General features: G+C 70.3%; 20 protein-coding genes. 3 read left to right on the top strand and 17 right to left on the bottom strand.

The genetic code is table 11. The features are described from left to right. Positions 1-10: 10 nt before the first annotated feature. Complete coding sequence (locus tag ACZ6TB_RS26350) at positions 11-1,228, top strand: MFS transporter (RefSeq protein WP_465558024.1); 1,218 nt, start codon at positions 11-13, stop codon at positions 1,226-1,228. Here the strand turns inward: ACZ6TB_RS26350 and ACZ6TB_RS26355 are convergent. After that, positions 1,221-2,093: a carbohydrate kinase family protein gene (locus tag ACZ6TB_RS26355; protein WP_465558026.1), complete on the bottom strand. Its 873-nt coding sequence runs from the start codon at positions 2,091-2,093 to the stop codon at positions 1,221-1,223. The genes ACZ6TB_RS26350 and ACZ6TB_RS26355 overlap by 8 nt on opposite strands. 354 nt (positions 2,094-2,447) lie before the next feature. Here ACZ6TB_RS26355 and ACZ6TB_RS26360 point away from each other — a divergent pair, with 354 nt between their 5' ends. After that, on the top strand, positions 2,448-3,176 hold the full coding sequence (locus tag ACZ6TB_RS26360; protein ID WP_465558028.1) for a tyrosine-type recombinase/integrase: 729 nt from the start codon (positions 2,448-2,450) through the stop codon (positions 3,174-3,176). Positions 3,177-3,239: 63 nt separating this feature from the next. On the opposite strand, the gene ACZ6TB_RS26365 is transcribed toward ACZ6TB_RS26360, so the two are convergent. After that, positions 3,240-3,452 (bottom strand): helix-turn-helix transcriptional regulator, encoded by a 213-nt coding sequence (locus ACZ6TB_RS26365; RefSeq protein ID WP_465558030.1) that lies wholly within the window; start codon positions 3,450-3,452, stop codon positions 3,240-3,242. Between the two features lie 177 nt (positions 3,453-3,629). Between ACZ6TB_RS26365 and ACZ6TB_RS26370 the strand changes: the two genes are divergently transcribed. After that, the gene (locus ACZ6TB_RS26370) at positions 3,630-3,863 is read left to right on the top strand and encodes a hypothetical protein (RefSeq protein ID WP_465558032.1); all 234 of its coding nucleotides are present in this window, start codon (positions 3,630-3,632) and stop codon (positions 3,861-3,863) included. Here ACZ6TB_RS26370 and ACZ6TB_RS26375 read toward each other — a convergent pair. The 15 genes from ACZ6TB_RS26375 to ACZ6TB_RS26445 all read right to left on the bottom strand — a co-directional run bounded on the left by ACZ6TB_RS26375 (position 3,860) and on the right by ACZ6TB_RS26445 (position 17,952). Then, positions 3,860-4,528 (bottom strand): hypothetical protein, encoded by a 669-nt coding sequence (locus ACZ6TB_RS26375; RefSeq protein ID WP_465558034.1) that lies wholly within the window; start codon positions 4,526-4,528, stop codon positions 3,860-3,862. The genes ACZ6TB_RS26370 and ACZ6TB_RS26375 overlap by 4 nt on opposite strands. Continuing rightward, positions 4,528-4,866, bottom strand: a complete 339-nt coding sequence (locus tag ACZ6TB_RS26380; RefSeq protein WP_465558036.1) for a hypothetical protein — start codon at positions 4,864-4,866, stop codon at positions 4,528-4,530. The genes ACZ6TB_RS26375 and ACZ6TB_RS26380 overlap by 1 nt, the downstream gene beginning before the upstream one ends. A gap of 16 nt (positions 4,867-4,882) precedes the next feature. Continuing rightward, positions 4,883-5,323, bottom strand: a complete 441-nt coding sequence (locus tag ACZ6TB_RS26385) for a hypothetical protein (protein WP_465558038.1) — start codon at positions 5,321-5,323, stop codon at positions 4,883-4,885. Continuing rightward, positions 5,324-7,411, bottom strand: a complete 2,088-nt coding sequence (locus ACZ6TB_RS26390) for a hypothetical protein (protein ID WP_465558040.1) — start codon at positions 7,409-7,411, stop codon at positions 5,324-5,326. Further along, positions 7,411-8,448, bottom strand: a complete 1,038-nt coding sequence (locus ACZ6TB_RS26395; RefSeq protein ID WP_465558042.1) for a hypothetical protein — start codon at positions 8,446-8,448, stop codon at positions 7,411-7,413. The genes ACZ6TB_RS26390 and ACZ6TB_RS26395 overlap by 1 nt, the downstream gene beginning before the upstream one ends. Beyond that, a complete protein-coding gene (locus ACZ6TB_RS26400) occupies positions 8,448-8,861 on the bottom strand; it encodes an HK97 gp10 family phage protein (protein ID WP_465558044.1) in 414 nt (137 codons plus the stop codon). The genes ACZ6TB_RS26395 and ACZ6TB_RS26400 overlap by 1 nt, the downstream gene beginning before the upstream one ends. A gap of 167 nt (positions 8,862-9,028) precedes the next feature. Continuing rightward, the gene (locus ACZ6TB_RS26405) at positions 9,029-9,346 is read right to left on the bottom strand and encodes a hypothetical protein (RefSeq protein WP_465558046.1); all 318 of its coding nucleotides are present in this window, start codon (positions 9,344-9,346) and stop codon (positions 9,029-9,031) included. A gap of 13 nt (positions 9,347-9,359) precedes the next feature. After that, the gene (locus ACZ6TB_RS26410) at positions 9,360-9,770 is read right to left on the bottom strand and encodes a hypothetical protein (RefSeq protein ID WP_465558048.1); all 411 of its coding nucleotides are present in this window, start codon (positions 9,768-9,770) and stop codon (positions 9,360-9,362) included. After that, a complete protein-coding gene (locus ACZ6TB_RS26415; RefSeq protein WP_465558050.1) occupies positions 9,770-10,183 on the bottom strand; it encodes a hypothetical protein in 414 nt (137 codons plus the stop codon). The genes ACZ6TB_RS26410 and ACZ6TB_RS26415 overlap by 1 nt, the downstream gene beginning before the upstream one ends. A gap of 1 nt (position 10,184) precedes the next feature. After that, positions 10,185-10,787, bottom strand: a complete 603-nt coding sequence (locus ACZ6TB_RS26420; protein WP_465558052.1) for a hypothetical protein — start codon at positions 10,785-10,787, stop codon at positions 10,185-10,187. Positions 10,788-10,796: 9 nt separating this feature from the next. Then, entirely contained in the window at positions 10,797-11,282 is a 486-nt protein-coding gene (locus ACZ6TB_RS26425; RefSeq protein ID WP_465558054.1) for a hypothetical protein, read from the bottom strand. Positions 11,283-11,358: 76 nt separating this feature from the next. Beyond that, entirely contained in the window at positions 11,359-14,448 is a 3,090-nt protein-coding gene (locus ACZ6TB_RS26430) for a phage portal protein (RefSeq protein WP_465558056.1), read from the bottom strand. A 67-nt stretch (positions 14,449-14,515) separates the two neighbouring features. Beyond that, positions 14,516-15,919: a terminase gene (locus ACZ6TB_RS26435; protein WP_465558058.1), complete on the bottom strand. Its 1,404-nt coding sequence runs from the start codon at positions 15,917-15,919 to the stop codon at positions 14,516-14,518. Positions 15,920-15,953: 34 nt separating this feature from the next. Continuing rightward, entirely contained in the window at positions 15,954-16,346 is a 393-nt protein-coding gene (locus ACZ6TB_RS26440) for a hypothetical protein (RefSeq protein WP_465558060.1), read from the bottom strand. A gap of 670 nt (positions 16,347-17,016) precedes the next feature. Further along, the gene (locus tag ACZ6TB_RS26445) at positions 17,017-17,952 is read right to left on the bottom strand and encodes a hypothetical protein (RefSeq protein ID WP_465558061.1); all 936 of its coding nucleotides are present in this window, start codon (positions 17,950-17,952) and stop codon (positions 17,017-17,019) included. Between the last annotated feature and the right edge of the window lie 4 nt (positions 17,953-17,956).

The raw sequence follows: 17,956 nt of genomic DNA on the forward strand, positions 1-17,956 counted from the left end.
GAGTTCGCGGGTGAGCGCCCTGTGGCGCAACCGGGAGTTCACGCTCCTCTGGACGAGCCAGTCGCTGTCCGACCTCGGCGGCGCGATCGCCCAGCTCGCGGTGCCGCTGCTGGTGCTGGACCTGACCGGGTCGCCGGTGCGGGCCGGCGTCGTGGGCACCTGCGCCCTGATCGCGAAGCTCGCCACCCGGCTGCCGGCCGGGGTGCTCGCCGACCGGGTCGACCGCCGCCGGGCCATGCTGATCTGCGACGTGATCCGGCTGATCGCCGGCATCGGACTCGGCATCGCCGTCGCCACCGGCCGCGCCACCCTCGCCCTGATCATCACGGTCGCCGTCCTCGACGCCGCCTGCACGGCACTGTTCAACACGATCGAGCACGCGTCGCTGCGCAGCATCGTCCCCGCCGCCCAGCTGCCGGCCGCGGTGGCCCGCAACGAGGCCCGCACGTACGGCACCTCGCTGGCCGGCCCGCCGCTGGGTGGCCTGCTCTTCGGCATCACCCACGCCCTGCCGTTCTTCGGCAACGCCCTGTCCTACCTGGCCTCGTTCGCCGGGGTGGCCCTGATCCGGCGGCCGCTGCAGGCCGAGCAGTCCGAGCCGCCGCCCGGGCACGCCACCGCCCTGGCCGAGGGGCTGCGCTTCGTCTTCGGCAACCCGTTCCTGCGTGCCGTGCTGATCATCGCGGCGCCGCTGAACTTCGCTCTGACCGGCGTGCTGTTCACGATCGTGGTCACGCTCCAGCGGCACGGCGTGACCCCGGGCGTGATCGGGCTGACCGAGACGATCGTCGGCATCGGCGGGCTGACCGGCGCGTTCGTGGCGCCGCTCCTGCAGCGCTGGCTTCCGTTCGCCGGGCTGATCCGGGCGATCTGCTGGGCCGCGACCGGGGTGCTGGTGGCGAGCGCGTGGCTGACCACGAGCGTGCTGGCGGCGGTGCCGGTGGCGCTGGCCGTCTTCCTCGGTCCGTCCTGCAACGCGGCCCTGTTCGGCTACCAGGCCGCCATCACGCCCGACCGCCTCCAGGGCCGGGTGCTGAGCGTGATCTTCCTGGCCGCGATGTCGGCGTCGGCCGCGGCGCCGCTGCTGGCCGGCGTCTTCGTGACGGCCTGGGGCGGGCCGCGCACGATCCTGCTCTTCGCCGCGTCGGTGCTGGTGGCGGCCGTGACCGCGTCGCTCGCGGCCGGCATCCGGACGATGCGGCCGCTGGAGGAGACCGCGCCTACGTGAGCAGCCGGGCGGCCAGGGTCTCGCGATCGATGAAGCACTCGGGGCCCACTTCGCGCGTACAGGCGAAGGCACCCGCGAGCAACGCCGAGCGCAGGCAGGAGTCGTCGCTCTCGCCCGCCAGACATCCCGCCAGGAAGGCGGCGGCGAACGCGTCGCCGGCGCCGTTGGTGTCCACGATCGGCGCGCCCGGATCGGCCGCCGCGCAATGCCGGGCGCCCTCCTTCGTGTGCAGCGTGGCGCCCTCTCCGCCGTGCGTGACCAGCACCCGCGAGGCCTTCCCCTCGGTCAGGATCCGTTCGGGCGCGCCCTCGGCCAGCTGCACCCCGCTCACGAAGACGAGGTCGGCATTCAGGGCGAAATCGAGGTGGTACGGGTTGACGCCGTCCCAGTCGTGCAGATCGGTGGAGATCGTCAGGCCCGCCGCGCGCAGCTCGGGCACCAGATGCCGAGCCCAATCCATGATCGTCACGTGCGCGTGCCGGCCGGTCGCCTGCGCCAGGATCTCCGCCGGGAACCGGTATCCGGCCACGTCCCGGCCGTCGTAAATCGAGAGACGCCGGCCGTCCGGGCTCATCAGGTTGACCGCGCGCCGGGTGCCGGCCGGCGCCGCCGCCGCGTGCAGCGGGATGCCCCACGCCGCGAACGCCGAGGTCACCCGCCTGCCGGCGTCATCGTCGCCGACCGTGTCGGCCAGGGCGACCGGCACGCCGAGCGCGCGCAGGGCCAGCGCCACGCAGGTGCCGGTGTGCGACACCTCGTCGCGGATCGGTCCGACCGGGCGGGCCGAGTCGGCGCCCAGCACCGGCAGGCCCGCCACCGGCACCACCGTGTCCACACCAGTCCCGCCCAGGACAATCACGCTCATGCTTCGCGACGTTACCGGCGGGTCGGTCGATAGAATCGGACCCGGGGCCCGGTACTGGCCTCCTGGCCGACCTTTCAATACCCTGCGGTATTCCGCTGGTCAGCGCGTGATCGCGACCATCGGGGAACAAGCGCGGCCTGACCAGGGAAAATGTCGGACAGTTGTGCGCGCGCGACCGATTGACAGTCGCCTAAACAGTCCGCGGCTAGTCGGATGAAGAGCCGGATTGAGGATTTAACCAAACGTAAAGAAACTGTCTCGGTGAGTGAAATGATCGCCGCGTACGAGCGGTTTCTCAGGGCATCGGGGGCCTCACCACACACAGTGGACTGCCGATGCCGCGTCCTCCGGAAATTGCACAACGACCTGCCGTTCGGGCTGGCGTACGCCAGTACCGACGAACTCGAGGACTGGCTGCAGCACGACGACAGCTGGTCGGGCTGGACGCTCCACACCTACGCCGGGCACATCCTCGGCTTCTACGGCTGGGCCGCCGGCCGCTACCTGCTCGGCAACCCGGCCGCCGACATGGCCAAGCCGAGCTCGCCGGCCGGCGTGCCGCGGCCGGTCACCGACGAAGAATTCGAGATCGCGGCCAGCCGGTCGCGAGATCCGTGGCGCACCGCAATACACCTCGCCTCCTACGCCGGGCTGCGGGTGGAGGAGATGTGCGGCGTGTACCGGCAGCACGTGACCGAGGAAAACATCTATGTGGTGCGGTCGAAGGGCGGGTCGCCGGCCTACGTCGACACGCACCCGGTGGTGTGGGAGCTGGTGCGGGGCCGGCCGCCGGGGCCGGTGCTCGTGCGCGGCCGCGGCGTGCCGGTGACGCCTCGGTGGATCGGCACCCACGGCCGGGAGCACTTCGACTCGCTCGGCCTGGAGGGCGTGACGATGCACCGGTTTCGCCACCTGTTCGCTACCCGACTGCTGAACGAGACGAACAATCTGGAGCTGGTCCGGGACGCCCTGCGACATAAGAGCATCACCAGCACCCAGGGATACACGAAGGTGGCAAGCAGGCAGCGCCGACTCGCGATCAGATCGCTGCCCGCCCCCACCCAGCCCCCAGCAGGTAACTAGGCACATTCAGTATCCACGAGACAACGCGGGCCGCACCCAGACGGGTGCGGCCCGCACCTTTTGTCAGCCGTCCTCGGCACCTTCGGCCGTGAGATTCGGCCGATTCGCGCTTATCCACGCCTCGACGTCCGTAGACCGCCAGACCTTCCCCCGCGCGAGCTCGCGCCACGGCGCCGGGAAGTCCCGCCGGCCGATGATGATGTATGCCCGCTGCCGGGAGATGCCCAGGCGCTGCCGGATCTCTTCCGGCCCCATCGGGAACACGTCCTCCGCCACACCCGAGAACGTAGACTCTAAGTGATCTTGACGTGACGTAAACCGTACATTACCTCTTGCATGTGGGGGTTACGCGACGTAACCTCCGTCGGCAGGAGGGGCGGGCCCGGGAACGCCCCCGGCAGGGTCCCGAGACCTGCCCGCCCTTCCGTCCACCACTGCCGGGGAGGACGACCCATGGACCAGCCACACAAGCGCGGCGAGCGCATCACGGTGTTCTGGCCGGGCGGACCGTACGACTTCGTGATCCGGTTCGACTACGCCGAAGAGATGAACGTGACCGGCTGGGAAGGCTGGTTTGTCATCCACGGCCTGGTCGTCGAGCCCGAGGGCCCGGGGCACCGAATGATGCGCGGCTTCTACGTGCACCCGGTCGACGACGGCTACGCGCTGATTCCCAAGCGGCCCTAGTCCGCGAGGATCTTCTCCGCGGCGCGGGTCATCTTGTCCAGCGGGGAGCCGGCCACAACGCCGGCGTTGGGCGCGTCGAGCTGGTCGCCCACGAAGAAGCCCCTGAGGTTCGACAGGTCGTTATCGTTCTGGCCGCGCGTGCGGTTCGGGTGCCCCTCGTTGCCGATCTTGTCGTTGAGCCCTACTACCTGCGCGAGTACGCGGGCCTCGGACGCCTTGATCATGTCGTCGATCTTCTTCAGGTCGGTGGCGGTCATGCTCACGGGGACCTCCTCGAGGTGGAAGCTGGCGGTGTTCTGCTCGAGCGCCGGCAGGTCGTCGGCGCTCACGTGGGCGTGCCCGGTGTGCGGGTCGGTGCCTTCGTACGGCCGCGGGTTCCAGCCGTGCGACGCGGACCAGATCCGCCGGTTGAAGATGATGTAGGTCAGCCGGCGGTCCTTGCGGCCGACGAGGTGGTCGACGAACGCCTGCATCGAGGCGCCCTCGCCGAGCTGGGTGTCGACGTCGATCGCGTGGACCAGGCCGCGAGCGTCGGGGTTGTGGTCGGAGCTGCGGGCGGCGTGCGCGGCGTCGCCAATCCAGCCGTCCGAGCTCCGATCGCGATCCGGGAACAGGGCGTCGAATTCGCCGCGCAGCGCGACCAGGCACGGCACGAGGGCGGCCATCAGCGGATCGCCCCCTGCGCGCGCAGCGCGGCCAGGGCGCGCGCGGCGCCGGTCTCGGCGGCTTCTTCCATCGCGGCCGCGATCCGGCCGTCCAGGTCGCCGTTGACCCGCTTCGCGACGGTCTCAAGGATCGGGGTCTGCGCGGCCGTCTCGGCGTGTACGTCTTCGACTCGTCCGGCGACCGCGCCGCCAACCGCGGCGCCGCCGCCGATGCCGCCGAGGATGCCGAGCACGCCGAGGATCGCTGCGGGATCCCAGTGCGCCAGGGTGGCCAGCGCGACCGCGACGCCGGCGAGCACGGCGATCAGCCCGACGGCCGGCCAGCTGAGTTTGTTCATCGGGGGTCTCCTTCGGTCAGATGAGCCGGTCGACGCGCAGGACCGTGGCCCGGCCGCCGCCGTTGCCGTACTTGAGCGTGCCGGTGCCGGTTTGCCGTTGTCCGGTGAGAGTGAAGGTCTTCGCCCCGGTCGCCGTCGCCGTGTACCGGGCTTGTGCCATCGTCGGGAATCCGAACGTGGACGTCGTCGGGATGTAGATCTGCGGCCCCATCATCTGGACGCCGGCCGCGTTGTCCTGACGGACGCGGGCGAAAGCCAGGTCGCCGGCGACGGTGGACGACAGGCCGGCCACGTACAGGGTGATCACGTAGAACTGGCCGTTGATCAACCCTGCGCACACGCAGTCGAGCACCCCGATTTCGGTGGTCGTGAACGTGCTCGAGTCGACGGTGAGCTGCGCGAAGCCGACGTTTTCGGCGATGTCGGACGCGCTGATCGGATCGCCGGCGTTGGGCATTTAGTAGCCTCCCATCGAGTAGCGGGCGGGGTTCGCCAGGTGGATTTCCGCGCCGCCGGTCTGGGCCTTGACGACGCCGTTGACCGAGCGGGTCACGGTGGCTGTCTGCAGGAACGGGCCCGTCCCGCTGGGTGCGCCCATCGCGGTCACGGTCATCCGCTCGCCGGCGATCGCCACGTCGTACGGCACGTTCGACGTCGACCACAGCTCCTTGGAGACCTGCGTCGAGAACACGACCGACGTCGCCGTCGACGTCACACCCGACCCGAGCGTCGTCGAGCTCGAGTCGTACTTCAGGCCGGCGTCGTTGTACCGGCCGGTGAAGTACAGGTCCGCGGGGACGCAGTTGAACGTCGCGAAATGCGCGAACGCGCCGCCCTGCCGGGTCATGTTGATCACCAGGAGGCGCACCTGATCAGGCTCGAGACCGTCGATCGTGATGATGTGCCCAGGCTTGGTCTGGTTGACGGCGTTGCGGTACGACGGGAACTTGAGCAGGTCGATGGTGACCGACTGATATCGGGCCCGGGCCAGGGTGCCGTTAGTCAGCTCCCAATTCGCCCGGTCGATCTGCTGGCTGATCCCGGCCGCGTTGACGTTGATCGTCTTCTTGTAGCGGCCGACGCCCGCCGGCGGCGGCGACGTCGACAACGGCCCGGACGTCTGTTCCTGATGCACCTTCGTGCCGTCGGCGTTCTCCACGGTGATGTCGTTGATCACGCCGACGTCGTCGATGGTCTTGTCCAGCGGCGGGGAGACGTCGACGCCGTAGGTCAGCGCGATCGTCGGTGTCTGGTTGATCAGGTCGTTGTAGAGGCGGAACAGGATGCCCAACGCGATCGGCTCATCGGTCAACAGGCCGCCGTCGGTTTCCGCGCACTCCTGGATGAGGTCAAGCAGCCGGCCGGGCTTCTGCCGCCCCATCGGCGCCGACTTCGACACGTCCCCGCCGATCCAGAACGTCTGCCCCTGCTCGTTCATGAGCCGGCTAAACCGGTCGCCGGCGCGCTCGGCCAGGTAGCCGTTGAACGCCGCGGCCGCCTGGGTGGTGGTGAGGTCGACGACCGTGTCGGAGGTGGCGAACACGGTGGTGTAGGCGGCGCCGTCGGTCCACGCGTTGCCCCGCACGTACCACTGCGACGGCCTGGCCGCGGTGCTGCCGGCGAACGTCATCGTTCCGCCGGTGATCACGAGGGAGTCCTGCGGGTACCAGGCCGGCTCGAGGGTGATCGTGCCCGCGGCCTGGGTGCACTTCATCCGGTAGCGGATCCACTTGTTGGGTGGGATCGACCCGAACGCCGTCGTCGAGAGCACGGACCCGTCAGCGTCGGTGACCGTGACCACGAACTGTGTCGAGTTGACGCCCCACGTCCAGTTGCGGCCGAGCGTGTCGGACATGTTCGCGAACGTCAGCGTCGTCCCCGACGACGGCACGGCCGCCAGTTTCATCGCGAACACCCACTGCCACCCGTTGCCGGTGGTCCGCAGGAAGTTCCCGCCGACGAACCCGTCCGAGCCGAGCACGAGGCACTTGTCGGAGCCGCCGGCGCCATCGTCGCCCTGCAGCGTCACGGTGCCGCTGTAGGCGCCCGGGGAGGCCCCGGAGACGCGCTGCTCGAGCTGGGCCGCGCCGGCCGGGTCCTCGAGCGGCCAATGGCCGAGCAAGCTCGAGTAGCCGGACGTCTGCCGGGTCATCGGCGAGTCGAGCTGGTCTTCCCAGCGGCCCAGCCGGCGCAGCACGCCCTCGGCGGTCAGCGTGATCGACGACCGGCCGCGGCCGGCGCCGGGCGAGTGCTCAACGGTGCGTTCCGGCTTCCACGACGACGCCTCGGCGACGAACATGCCGATGCCGTGGATCACCATCTTCACCGGGGTGTTGCGGCCGATCTTCCCGAACAGCGGCGACGCGACGTTCGCCGGGTCCATCGAGTAGTCGTCGTTGGCCAGCGTCAGGCTGATCAGGTTGGGTTGCGGCCCCGATTCGACGTCGGGCCCGCAGCGGACGGTGAAGCCTTCCTCGGAGTACGCCGGATAGGTGGTCCAGGCGCCGTCGACGAACAGCTGCACCTGCAGATCGAGGGCGGCCATCAGATGATCCGGATGCCCAGCTGGGCGGCGCGGCCGCCGCGGGCCCCGACCCGGGCCGCGATCATCGTCGTGAGCTGATCGATCAGGGCGTCACCGCGCACGGCCACCCAGCCGCCGCCGTCGCCGGAGCTGCCCACCGAGCCGATTTTCTCGCCGGCCTGCAGCAGCGCGACGGTGGGCGTGCCGACCACGCCGGGCACGATGCCGCCGGCGTGGAAGTGCGGCAGGTTCGGGACGTCGATCGACGCGCCGCCGATGCCGGGCACCCACGATGGGATCGTGAAGTGCAGCCGCCCGATCGTGTTGTTCCAGGCGTCAGCGATCAGGTTGAACGCGGTGCGGTACGGCCACAAGATGATGTTGACCAGGCCGGAGAACGCCCGCTTGATGATGCCCGGGATCGCCTTGAACATGCCGCCGATCCGGTCGCCCACACCCTTGATCCACGGCCACAGCGTGCCGGTGAACCAGCGGCCCACCGCGAGCGCCGCGGCCTTGATGCCGTTCCAGGTGCCGATCACGATGCTGCGGAATGTCGCGGAGTGCTTCCACGCGATCACGAAGATGGCGACCAGGGCGACGATGGCGGCGATGACCAGGCCGATCGGGTTCGCGGTCAGCGCCGCGTTCAGCAGCCATTGCGTGCCCGCCCACACCTTCGCGCCCAGCGAGGCGACCTTCTGCGCCGCGGCCTGCGCAAGCGTGGCCACCTTGGTCTGCGCCAGGTACTCGGCCATCGGCGCGATACCGCCCGCCAGGTCGGCCCAGCCCTGCAGGTACGCGACGATGCCCTGCTTCCCCGGGCCCTGCATGATCGTCGCGGTGCCGTCGATGACGTCGTGCACCCCGATGATGTTGCGCTCGGCGTTGTCCGCCGACCCGCCGACCTTTTCCAGCCCGTTCGCGTGTTCGTCGAGCTGGCGTGCCGTCGAGCCGACGCTGTCGCCCATCCTCTTCGCCGAGCCGCCGACCCGGTCGAACGAGTCGGTGAGCGGCTTTTCCTCGCCGGCGAACGTCAATGTCACCTGGTTGGGCATCAGGTCACCTCAAGGCCGGCCGAGCGAGCAAGCTCGGTCAGCGCGGCGCTCATTTTGTCGGTGATCTGCTCCCGGTTGACCTCCAGCCCCTTGTAGACGTACCGGCCGCCCTTGATGAACTCCCGCTTCGGGGGCCGGCCCTTCACCCGGCCCTGCCCGCCGAAGTCGAGCCACGGCGCGTACGGGGCTCGGCCGCCACCCAGCGCGACCCGGGCCGCGCGCTGCGACGAGCGAGCCTTCAGCGACGCCGCGGCCCGGCCTGACTTACGCGGGAACCGCGGCCGGGCGTAGTCGATGACCACGCCGGACGCCTCGTTCAGCGCCACCCGCATCTGCTTCGGCAGAGCAGCGTCCATCGACCGGAGGGCGCGCTGGAACTCGCGTAGACCCTGCACTTCGATCTTCGCGGCCATCTCAGCCTCCCACCATCTTGTGCTGCAGCTCCTGGGCCTGCGCCTTGCGGGCATAGAACCGGGTCCACACCACGAACTCGTCGTTGCCCATCGACGCCCTCAGCTCGGCGACGGTCCGGCCGAGCTTCTGGGCGAGGTAGAACTCGAACTCCAGGTCCGGGTCTTCCTCAAGCGCCAGGTACGCCGCTTTTCCCGGCGCCCTGCTTGAGGCCGGACAGCTCGGCGATCGCCTCGCTGACCGCGACCAGGTCGCCGGCGTCGCCCTCGGCGGCCCACGCGGCCACGTCGTCGACCGACAGCTTCGGGTTGGTCAGGCCGGTGGCGATGATGAAGTTGTCCCGGTCGGCGAGCTCGCGCAGATCCTGCGACTCCAGCACCTCGTCACGGGTCAGCGCGCGGATCGCGACGGTGCTGCCGTCCGGCAGGGTCGCCGTGCCCTTGCCGGTCTTGCGGGCCAGGATCTGCTCGCGAGTCAGATTCGTCATCCGAAGGCCTTCCCTACGGCAGCGCGGTCGTGGTGACCGCGCCGGAAATCTCGATCTCGGCCGACCACGTCACCATGTCGTCGACCGGGTTGGTCTCCTCGTACTTGGTCAGCACCCCGGAGAACGCGTCGTTGGGCTTGCCCGTGCCGAGGCCTTCCACGTTGCGCACGACCGAGACCGACGTGCCCAGCAGCGACCGCAGCGCGTTACGCGGCCCCGTCGACGCGGTGTTGTCGTAGCTGCCAGACATGACGAACTTGCCGTCGAGCAGACCGCCGGCCTTCGTCTTACGGCCTCCGGTCGGGTTGTAGCCCGTCGTGTCGTGGAAGTCGGCTTCCTCGGTGAACGTCGACGTCTTGATGTAAGGACTGATGTCCTTGGTCGCGACGGTGACCTTGGTGAACTGACCGTGAACGAATGCCATCAGGTGCCCTTTCCTATGACGTCGAGGTGGAATTCGGCGGCCAGATAATCGATACCGGCGACCGTCGCGGCCGGGAAGCCGACCCACTTGACGTCCACGAGGTCGCACGCCACCCACGAACCGGCCCGGGACATGATCTTGGCCGGGATGGACCGGGCGCCCGTCTCGGCGACGTACTCACCGAGCCGCTTGGCCGAGACCCGCTCGGACGCCTTGCCGCACAGCACGAGCACCGGCAGATCCGGGATCCGCGTCTGCTTGCGTTGATAGGTGCCGACGTAATCGGCACGTTCCGGCCACCCGACCATCGCCGCCGGCGAGGCCACACTGCGGGACGCCCAGGTCGCATTGCGCAGACCAGTGATCGTGTGGACCAGGGTGCTGATCTCGTCCATCACCGCGTACACGTCCACGTCAGCCCACTTTCCGGCGCCGGGACAGGCCGGCCAGGGTCGTGGCCACGTCCGGGTCGAGCCGAGCCAGCAGCCGCATCTCCGAGTTGTTGTCCGGGGACCCCGCGATCCCGTACGGGCTGTCCCGGCGGGCGTTCCACCGCGAGCACTGCAACTTGCACGCGGCGATCACCTGCGTCGGCACAGCCGTCCACCCCCACCGGGCGGTGATCGTGTACGAGATCGGCACGCCCGGGCCCGGCATGATCGGCGGGGCGATGAGACCGAGCCGCTCCCACGGGACGCCGTCGGCGGGTGCGTTGTCGGGCAGCAGCGTGGCCCCGGAGCTCGCGTACGCGACGCCGTTGACCAGCATGCCGGTCACGTCCTGGACGTCGTCGATCTCGAGCAGCCACATACCCGTCGACGGGTCGTAGGCCGGCGGCCGCCGGTAGACCCGGGCGGCCGGCGCGGCCAGCTGCCCGAACTGCCGGTTGGTCTTCTTGTCGACCGCGCGGGACGCGGCCGTGACCCAGTTGCCCATCTCGACGTCATCGACCGTGTCGTCGACGCGCAGGAACGCCGTGGCTTGCGACACGGTGATGTAGTCGGGCTTCCAGGGCACGGCCAGGCCCTAGTCGAGGTCGACGTCGTCGGGCTGGGCCGGCTCGAAACCGCCCAGCTTTGTATCGGCGGCCGGGCCGTTGATGCCCGGCGTGCCGGCCACGGCCGGGTCGATCGCGCCGCGCTTGACCGACGGGTACACGAAGTCGACGCCGGCCACGCCCGGGCCGGTGCGAGTCGGCAGCGTGCCCGGGTCAACCCGGGTCCCCGCCGGCGCCTCGGCGATCTGCACGCCGGACTGGTCGTTGTTTCCGGACGCGTCCGGGCCGGTCTTCGCGAGCTCGGCGAGGACCTCTTCGCGGGTCCACATGCGGCCGCCGATGTTGACCACGCCGCGGATCTCGAGCTCCTGCCGGTCGCCCTCCGACAGCTGGAACCGCTGGGCCGGCGCGTACGCCCGGCCGGCGCCGGCGGACGCGAGCTGACCGCGCAGCTGCTCGTTCTCCGCCTGCAGCCGATCGCGCTCCGCGGCGATCTCGTCTTTCGTCTCGGACATCGGATCTCCTTACGTAGCAACGGATTCGAGGGGATAGGGGCGGCCCGGGGCGTGAGTGGCCCCGGGCCTGTGATCCCTATACCGGGTCGTAGACCAGCTCGCGGGTGCGGGTGAAGTCGGTGATCGCGAGGGCCTTGTAGCCCCAGATGCCGATGTCGACCCAGGCGACGCGCCATTCGAGGTCGAGGCGCTGCGGGGTGGACAGCCAGACGCCGACGACGTCGGGGTCCATCATCCAGCTGGACGCGGCGACGGAGCCGGTGGCCGCGGTCGCCCAGGCCGGCGCGAACGTCTTGCCGCGGACGTTGAGGTAGTTCTGCTCCGGGCCCATCTGCCCGGACGCGTTCATCGCCCCGAGCGTCGGGTACAACGGGCGGTTCGTCGTGTCGACCGCCTTGGCCAGCTTCTGGTAGAGGTCGATCTGGGTGAACACCCGCGAGTAGCGGTCTCCGCCGCGGATGTACTGCAGCGCGGTGATCGCAGTCGCGAGGGCCTGATCCATGACCGCGTCGGTGACCGCCACGCCGAGGTTGATGTCGGGGATGCTGGCCGCGTTCGCGACGAAGAACGCCTGGATCGCGGCCTCGATGCCCTCGTACCAGCCGCGGACCATCTGCCGCCAGATCAGCCCGGAGGCCTGCGGGTTGCCGCCCTGGTCGAGGACCTCGCGCGTCATCTCGACTTTGCCGGAAAGCGGCGACGGGGTGATGGTCTGCGCGGTCGCGGTGAACGCGCCCGGGGTCGGCTCGGTGCCGGTGACGTGGTCGGCGACCAGGCCGGAACTCGCGTTGAACTTGGGCAGCACGAACGGCGTGACCGTGTCGAGGGTGCCCTTGTTGAACGCCTGGTACATCGGGTAGAGGTAGTCGAGCTGGTCGACGTACATCTCCGGATGGTTCTGCGGGTAGTTGAGGTTGACCACGTTCGCCGGGGTGATCGCGAACTGCTGCTGCGCGGCGTTGCCGGGCGGGTCGAGGCGGCCGAGGTCCGGCGCCTGCGGGTCGAACGCGTGCTTGAGCCAGGCCTCGATGCGGCCCTGCGCGGTCACCGGGTCGAGCTCGCCGCGGTACTTCGGGTTGTAGGCCGCCGAGATGTCCGAGCTGAAATCGTGGGTGCCGTCGCGCAGGTTGCCCTTGCGGTCGTAGCGGTAAGGCAACGGCTCAACCACCTGGACCGACCCGTGGTTCGGGTTGACCGCCGTCGGCGGCTCGGCCGGCAGCGCGGGCGCCGGCGGAGCCGCGGCCGGCTGCGTCTGTAGCCAGGCGTGGAACTGCTCGAGCGTCGGGGCGGCCGCCGGCGTGGGCGGGGCGGCCGGGGGCGGGTCGGTGCGCAGCTGCGCAGCGAACGTCGCGCAGGCGATGCCGGGCGCGTGCGCGAGCCCGCAGTGGGGGCACTTCATGGTTCCTCCTGTCAGGCTCGCGGCCACCTTGGTCACGCGGGCATCGTCGAAAGCGGGCAGGTACGTGGTCGACGTCTCGCGCCAGGTCGCGCGGACGACGTTGTAGGTGCCGTCGTCGCCGATCTCGACGTCGCCGTCCTCGGGGTCGATGCTGAAGTCGACGCCGATCGACAGGCCGCTGTAGAGGCCGTGCGCGGCGTCGTAGAGCAGCTGATCCCGCTCGGCCTTGGCCGGGCTACCGTCCGGGCCGTCCAGGACCGCCAGCTCCACCACAGGCCCGTCAGCGGAGTCCTTGACGGAGCGATGGAAACCGACCGGCGTCGTGTGGTCCTTCAGGTGCGCCATCCGCGCCGGGTCGGAGTACTCGAGCGAGCCGGGCTTGAACGAGTAGCGGAGCCCGAACTTGTTGGCCACGGCGTTGTAGGGCACGGCCAGGCCGGTGATCGTGCGGGCCGCCTCGTCGACGGTCGGCGCCGGCGGCGGCGCCGCGAAGTCGGTGGCGTGGAACCGGAACGCGGGGCCGTCACCGTCGAATCGGCCGAGCTGCGACGAGACGCGGACCGGAGGAAGCGCGTTCTGGGTCGGCGCCGGCGCGGCCGCCGGCGTCGCCTTCGGGGGTGGCCCGGACAGCCCGGCCCAGCCGCGGATCTCCGCCTCGTCGGTCACACCCATGTCCTTGAGCCCTTTCCAGTAGTCGACCTGGCCCTGCGGGTCCGGCTTGAGGTAGTCGGTCAGGTCGAACTGCACCGTGTAGCCGCGGCGGATGACGTCGCCCATCGACAGCCGGTCGGTGATCGCGCGCATATACGGCGCGTACATCCGGTTGATCTTGTCGCGGCGGCGGGCGTCCTCGTTCTGGTACGTGCGCGAGGTGGTCGACACGCCGATGTCCTCCGGGTCGACCCCCAGCCCGTTCGCGATCGCGATCATCACCTGCTGCTGCAGGTCGACAAGGGTGAAGTCCTTCGGCGACGGCACACCGCCCTCGACACGCTTGACCGAGCTCGGGATCCACCCGAACGGTCGCTGCTGCCGCATCGCCCCGTACTCCGACAGGAACGCGTCGATCTCGTCGTCTTCCATCGGATCGACCGACGGGTCATCGGCGTCGGTGAAGTACTCCCGCAGCGCCGGGTTGTTCGCGTACATCTCGGTGAGCTCGTCCAGCCGCTGAGCGATCCGGATCGCGCGGGCGTTGGCCTTGAGGATGCCGGGGTTCGGCGAGTCGAAACGGATCATCAGGGCCGCCGACACCTGCCGCCACGCCTTGTCATCCTCGGTGCGGATCCACACCCACCGGGCATCGCCCGGCCGCGGCGGCCCGTCCGGCCGCTTGAGCCGCACCCGGCACGGCTCGATCCGGTGCACGGCGACCGGGTAGCCGTCGAAGTCCTGGCCGGTGACCTCCCACCACGCGATCCGCTCGAGCACGAGGTCTTCCACGGTCATGGCCAGGTGCACGACGTTCGGGACGTCGAGGTCGAACTGGCGGAACAGCGGCGACGGGACGACGTCCAGGCCGCGGTAGAGGCGCAGCGGCAGCGTCGCGATCGAGCAGAGCTCGTTGCGGCCGCGCTGGACGGCGGCCACCGACATGGCCTGGTCGCGGGTGACCGGGCCGGCGCCGGTGCGCATCGCGGTGAGCAGCCGGTCGACCGGCTGCGGGGCGAGGTCGAACGTGTGCAGCGGCTGCAGGTCGAGCGTGATGGGGCGCGGCAGCCCGACCAGCTGCCGCGCCTGCTCGAGGGCCGCGGACCACCATCCCATGATCGGGAGTGTAGGCCGCGATCCGAACTTTCTTCGGCTGGCGCGCGATCTACCGAATTTCGTTCGGTCAGGTCGCGGCCCGGGCTCGGCGAGACACCGTCCGGGCGCGCGGCAGAGTGCGGGCGAGGTGGACGGCGCCGGCGGCCGCGTACACCGCATCTACCTGGCCGACGCCGCGGCGCGTGAACACCCACCGCTCGCCCGGCACGTACAGCTTCTCCGCCTGCTCGATCTGCGTGTCGAGCAGCTGCTGCCCGGACTGCGCGATCTGGTGCTGGCCGACCAGCGCGGCGAACCCCATGCACACCGCCGGCGTATCGGCCTTGATCTCGGCGACGTCGACGCCGCGCGGCGGCCAGCTGTAGCGGCCGGCCTTACGCCGGTCGCGCAGGTCGGCGTCCAGGGTGGCGGCCGGGCCGCCCGGATACCAGCCGAGCGACCGCGGCCGCACCCGAGCGACCCACGCCGGGAGCTCGGCGCGGAGCCTGGCGAGCGTGTCGGGCCCGTCCCACGCGGCGATCGTCTCGACTCGGGCCCGGCCGTCCTCGAGCATCTGCGCGGCGGAGAGGGTGGCGTGCTGCAGGTTCGGGGAGAGATCGACACACGCGGCCAGGCCGCCGCGGTCGTCGACGTCCAGCGGCGCCCGGTCCAGGCACGCCGCCCACGCGGCCGCGTCGACCGCCGGGTCGAGCTGGTCGACCGCCATGCACAGCGACTCGGTCAGGAAGCCGGCCAGGTCGCCCGGGTCGGCGCCGGGCTTCGCCACGCGTAGCGCGGCACCGCGGATCGTGTCGATGTCCATCGCCGACACGCCGGCGCGGAAGCGGCCCAGCTGCGGGTTGGCCGCGGCCCACCCGCCCGTGTCCATCGGGTGCGTGCCGGGCGGCGCCGACCACTCGAGCAGACCGAGCCGCGGATCGGTGCCGGCCAGCGCCGCCGTACGCAGCGAGTTGAGCACGACCGACCGGGCGTCGCCCTGGTTGGTGATGTAGACCGCCTGCGCGTACGGCCGGGCGTTCATCGCGTAGGCGGCCGCGTTGTACGCCTCCCAATCGTGCTGCTCGCGCAGCTCGTCGCCGATCTGCCGGTCGATGCTGTCACCGCGGCCGCCCTTCGCGTCCGACGCGCCGATCGTGTAGCAGCAGTCGTCGACGGTGCAGAACATCTCCTGCCCGTTCGCGACCCGCGGTTTCAGGCAGCGGCCGCGCAGCGCCCGGTTCCGCTGGGCCGTGCGGATCGCGAGCCGCCACGCCTTCTTCGCCTGCTCGAGCTTGGTCGACGTGCCGAACGTCAGCGGCCACCGCTCGACGAACATCCAGTACAGCGCGAGCACCTTGCACAGGTGCGTCTTGCCGTTCTGCCGGGCCACCAGGATGAGCACCTGCCGGAAGCGGGGCCGGCCATCCTCCAGCAGCTCGCCGAGGTGAATGACCGCCCACTGCTGCCACGGGTCGAGCGGCTCGCGCAGCACGACGGCCGCGAACCATATGACCCGGAAGCCGTAGCTAGTCGCCGGCGTCAGCGGCCGTAACGGCCGGGTCCACAGCCGCGGCGTAATCGACCCCAGCGGTACCGGCGGCGGCGTCGGCTCGGAGTCCGTGGAGGGCAGCAGATGCAGGGTCACCGCCGGCCTCCTCCGGAGCTCGCGCCGCCGGCCGCGCGCCGGGGCTCATCCCCAGACGATCGAGGGTGGCTTCCAGCATGCGGGCGAAATCCTTGTACGACGCGACCGCCCGGCGGTACGCGAGCGAGTTTTCGACCGGGTCGAGCTCGGCCAAGGCCGTGGCGACGACGTCGAGCTGCCGAGCGTGGGCGAGCGCGAGCTCCACAGTGGCGGCGTCCCGGTCCATGCGGGGCGTCGACCGGAGCGCGGCGCGCACGCGGGTCAGCATCGTCACGGATAGTTACCGGTCGCTCGGAAAAGTTTTTTGCTGGGCCGGGGAGGGAGAAAGACAGGGCGCGGGTGTCCCGGCACCCCCGTTCTCGGAAAAAACGCGGCGGCGATCGACGATCACGAACCCATCGCGCTTCTCAACGACCGTGACCGGCCGCCACTCGCCCTCCTCGAGTCGCAGGATCTCTCCGTGCAACGGCGAGTCGAAGCCCATCACCACTTGGTCACTCCCTCGTTCGGTGGGTCGGCGCCCTGCGCAGGGTCACCGATGTACAGGTTGCAGGCGCTGCAGCTGGCCACCAGGTAGCGCGGATCATCGCCCGTGACCGCCTTCCCCCTGGTGTGATGCGCGCACGACGGAACTGTCGTACACGCGTGCGATGATGCGCGGTTCGCTCGAGCGCACCAACCCTCATCGTGCGCACGACAACCCCATCCATCGCGCCGATCACGGGCGAGCACCAGAGCGCGCGTCGTACGCCACGCCCTGGTGCTGCCCCCGGCCCAGGTCTTACTCACGGCGCAAGCACCGCGGGCAGCGATCGGCGGCCGGCTGATCGCGGCTCTTCGGTACGCGCTTCCACCCTGACTTGAGGTATCTGGCGCGCGCCTCCTTACTGGATGCGTAGGAGCCACCCCAGTTCCCGCAGGTGTCACAGCTGAGCGCGTACGTCTTAACGAGCATGGTTTTCACCTCCTTCTAGGTAATGATGGTTCCGGGCCCGACGCCCGCCCCGGCGGCCGCGCCGCGCCGATCCGGACCTACCCGCATTACCGTCCCGACCCGGGTTTCTGTCCGCCGGATGCCCCCGATCCAGAAGATCTGCAGATCCGACCTGCAGATCTTCGACACGCTCGGCCGCGTCGTCGCCGTCGGAGGCGCCTGCGCTGGCCGGGCGTGGAGCACCTGATGGAGCGTCGCCGGGCCCGGCTGCGCTCGCTTCTGGTGCTGCGGAAGGGACGATGTGGCCGTGTTCGGCCAACAGGCGGACGGTCAGGTCGCCGTAGTGCGGTGAGGCCGGCGCGGGGCGCAAGGGCCAGGCGTCGGGGTCGATGTCGGCGCCGCGCTGGCTGTTGCAGCCCGCGCAGCACACGACGAGGTCATCGGGGAACAGGGCGGCCGTTCCGGGCCGCCGGTGGTCGTAGGTGCCCGCGCGGTTGCCGCGGCGCGCGTTCCACTGGACGATGCGGCCGCAGTAGCGGCAGGCATCGCCGTCACGCAGCCGGACGGGCACAACCAGCCGCGGATTCGAGATATCGCGCTTGCGGGCGCGTTCCCACTCGATCTCGGCCTTCTTGCGGATGTGGAACAGGTGTTCGGCGTCGTCGAGCAGCGTCCACCCGTCCGCGGTGGCGTTGCGGGTCCAGTAGCCGGCCCGGGCGGCCTGCTCCGCCCGGGTCAGCCAGTTCGGGCCCGCGATCTCGGCCACCACGTTGTCGAGCACCTCGTAATCGCGCTCGTACTGCGCTGCCCGGGTCGCGCAGCGCAGCACGATCCCGAACAGCACGTTGCACAGGTCGTAGCCCTCGACGGCGTCGAGGTGCTCGGCCGACCACGTCAGCGGTCCGGATACGACGGGGTGTGAGGCGGCCGTGTCGGAGATCTTCACCCAG

The sequence above is a fragment of the Actinoplanes sp. NPDC051537 genome (assembly GCF_055586105.1).

Excerpts from the sequence above, each read along its gene's own strand:
- ACZ6TB_RS26355 (WP_465558026.1), bottom strand. The coding sequence starts at position 2,093 with ATGAGCGTGATTGTCCTGGGCGGGACTGGTGTGGACACGGTGGTGCCG.
- ACZ6TB_RS26370 (WP_465558032.1), top strand. The coding sequence starts at position 3,630 with ATGGACCAGCCACACAAGCGCGGCGAGCGCATCACGGTGTTCTGGCCG.
- ACZ6TB_RS26375 (WP_465558034.1), bottom strand. The coding sequence starts at position 4,528 with ATGGCCGCCCTCGTGCCGTGCCTGGTCGCGCTGCGCGGCGAATTCGAC.
- ACZ6TB_RS26380 (WP_465558036.1), bottom strand. The coding sequence starts at position 4,866 with ATGAACAAACTCAGCTGGCCGGCCGTCGGGCTGATCGCCGTGCTCGCC.
- ACZ6TB_RS26385 (WP_465558038.1), bottom strand. The coding sequence starts at position 5,323 with ATGCCCAACGCCGGCGATCCGATCAGCGCGTCCGACATCGCCGAAAAC.
- ACZ6TB_RS26390 (WP_465558040.1), bottom strand. The coding sequence starts at position 7,411 with ATGGCCGCCCTCGATCTGCAGGTGCAGCTGTTCGTCGACGGCGCCTGG.
- ACZ6TB_RS26395 (WP_465558042.1), bottom strand. The coding sequence starts at position 8,448 with ATGCCCAACCAGGTGACATTGACGTTCGCCGGCGAGGAAAAGCCGCTC.
- ACZ6TB_RS26400 (WP_465558044.1), bottom strand. The coding sequence starts at position 8,861 with ATGGCCGCGAAGATCGAAGTGCAGGGTCTACGCGAGTTCCAGCGCGCC.
- ACZ6TB_RS26405 (WP_465558046.1), bottom strand. The coding sequence starts at position 9,346 with ATGACGAATCTGACTCGCGAGCAGATCCTGGCCCGCAAGACCGGCAAG.
- ACZ6TB_RS26410 (WP_465558048.1), bottom strand. The coding sequence starts at position 9,770 with ATGGCATTCGTTCACGGTCAGTTCACCAAGGTCACCGTCGCGACCAAG.
- ACZ6TB_RS26425 (WP_465558054.1), bottom strand. The coding sequence starts at position 11,282 with ATGTCCGAGACGAAAGACGAGATCGCCGCGGAGCGCGATCGGCTGCAG.
- ACZ6TB_RS26430 (WP_465558056.1), bottom strand. The coding sequence starts at position 14,448 with ATGGGATGGTGGTCCGCGGCCCTCGAGCAGGCGCGGCAGCTGGTCGGG.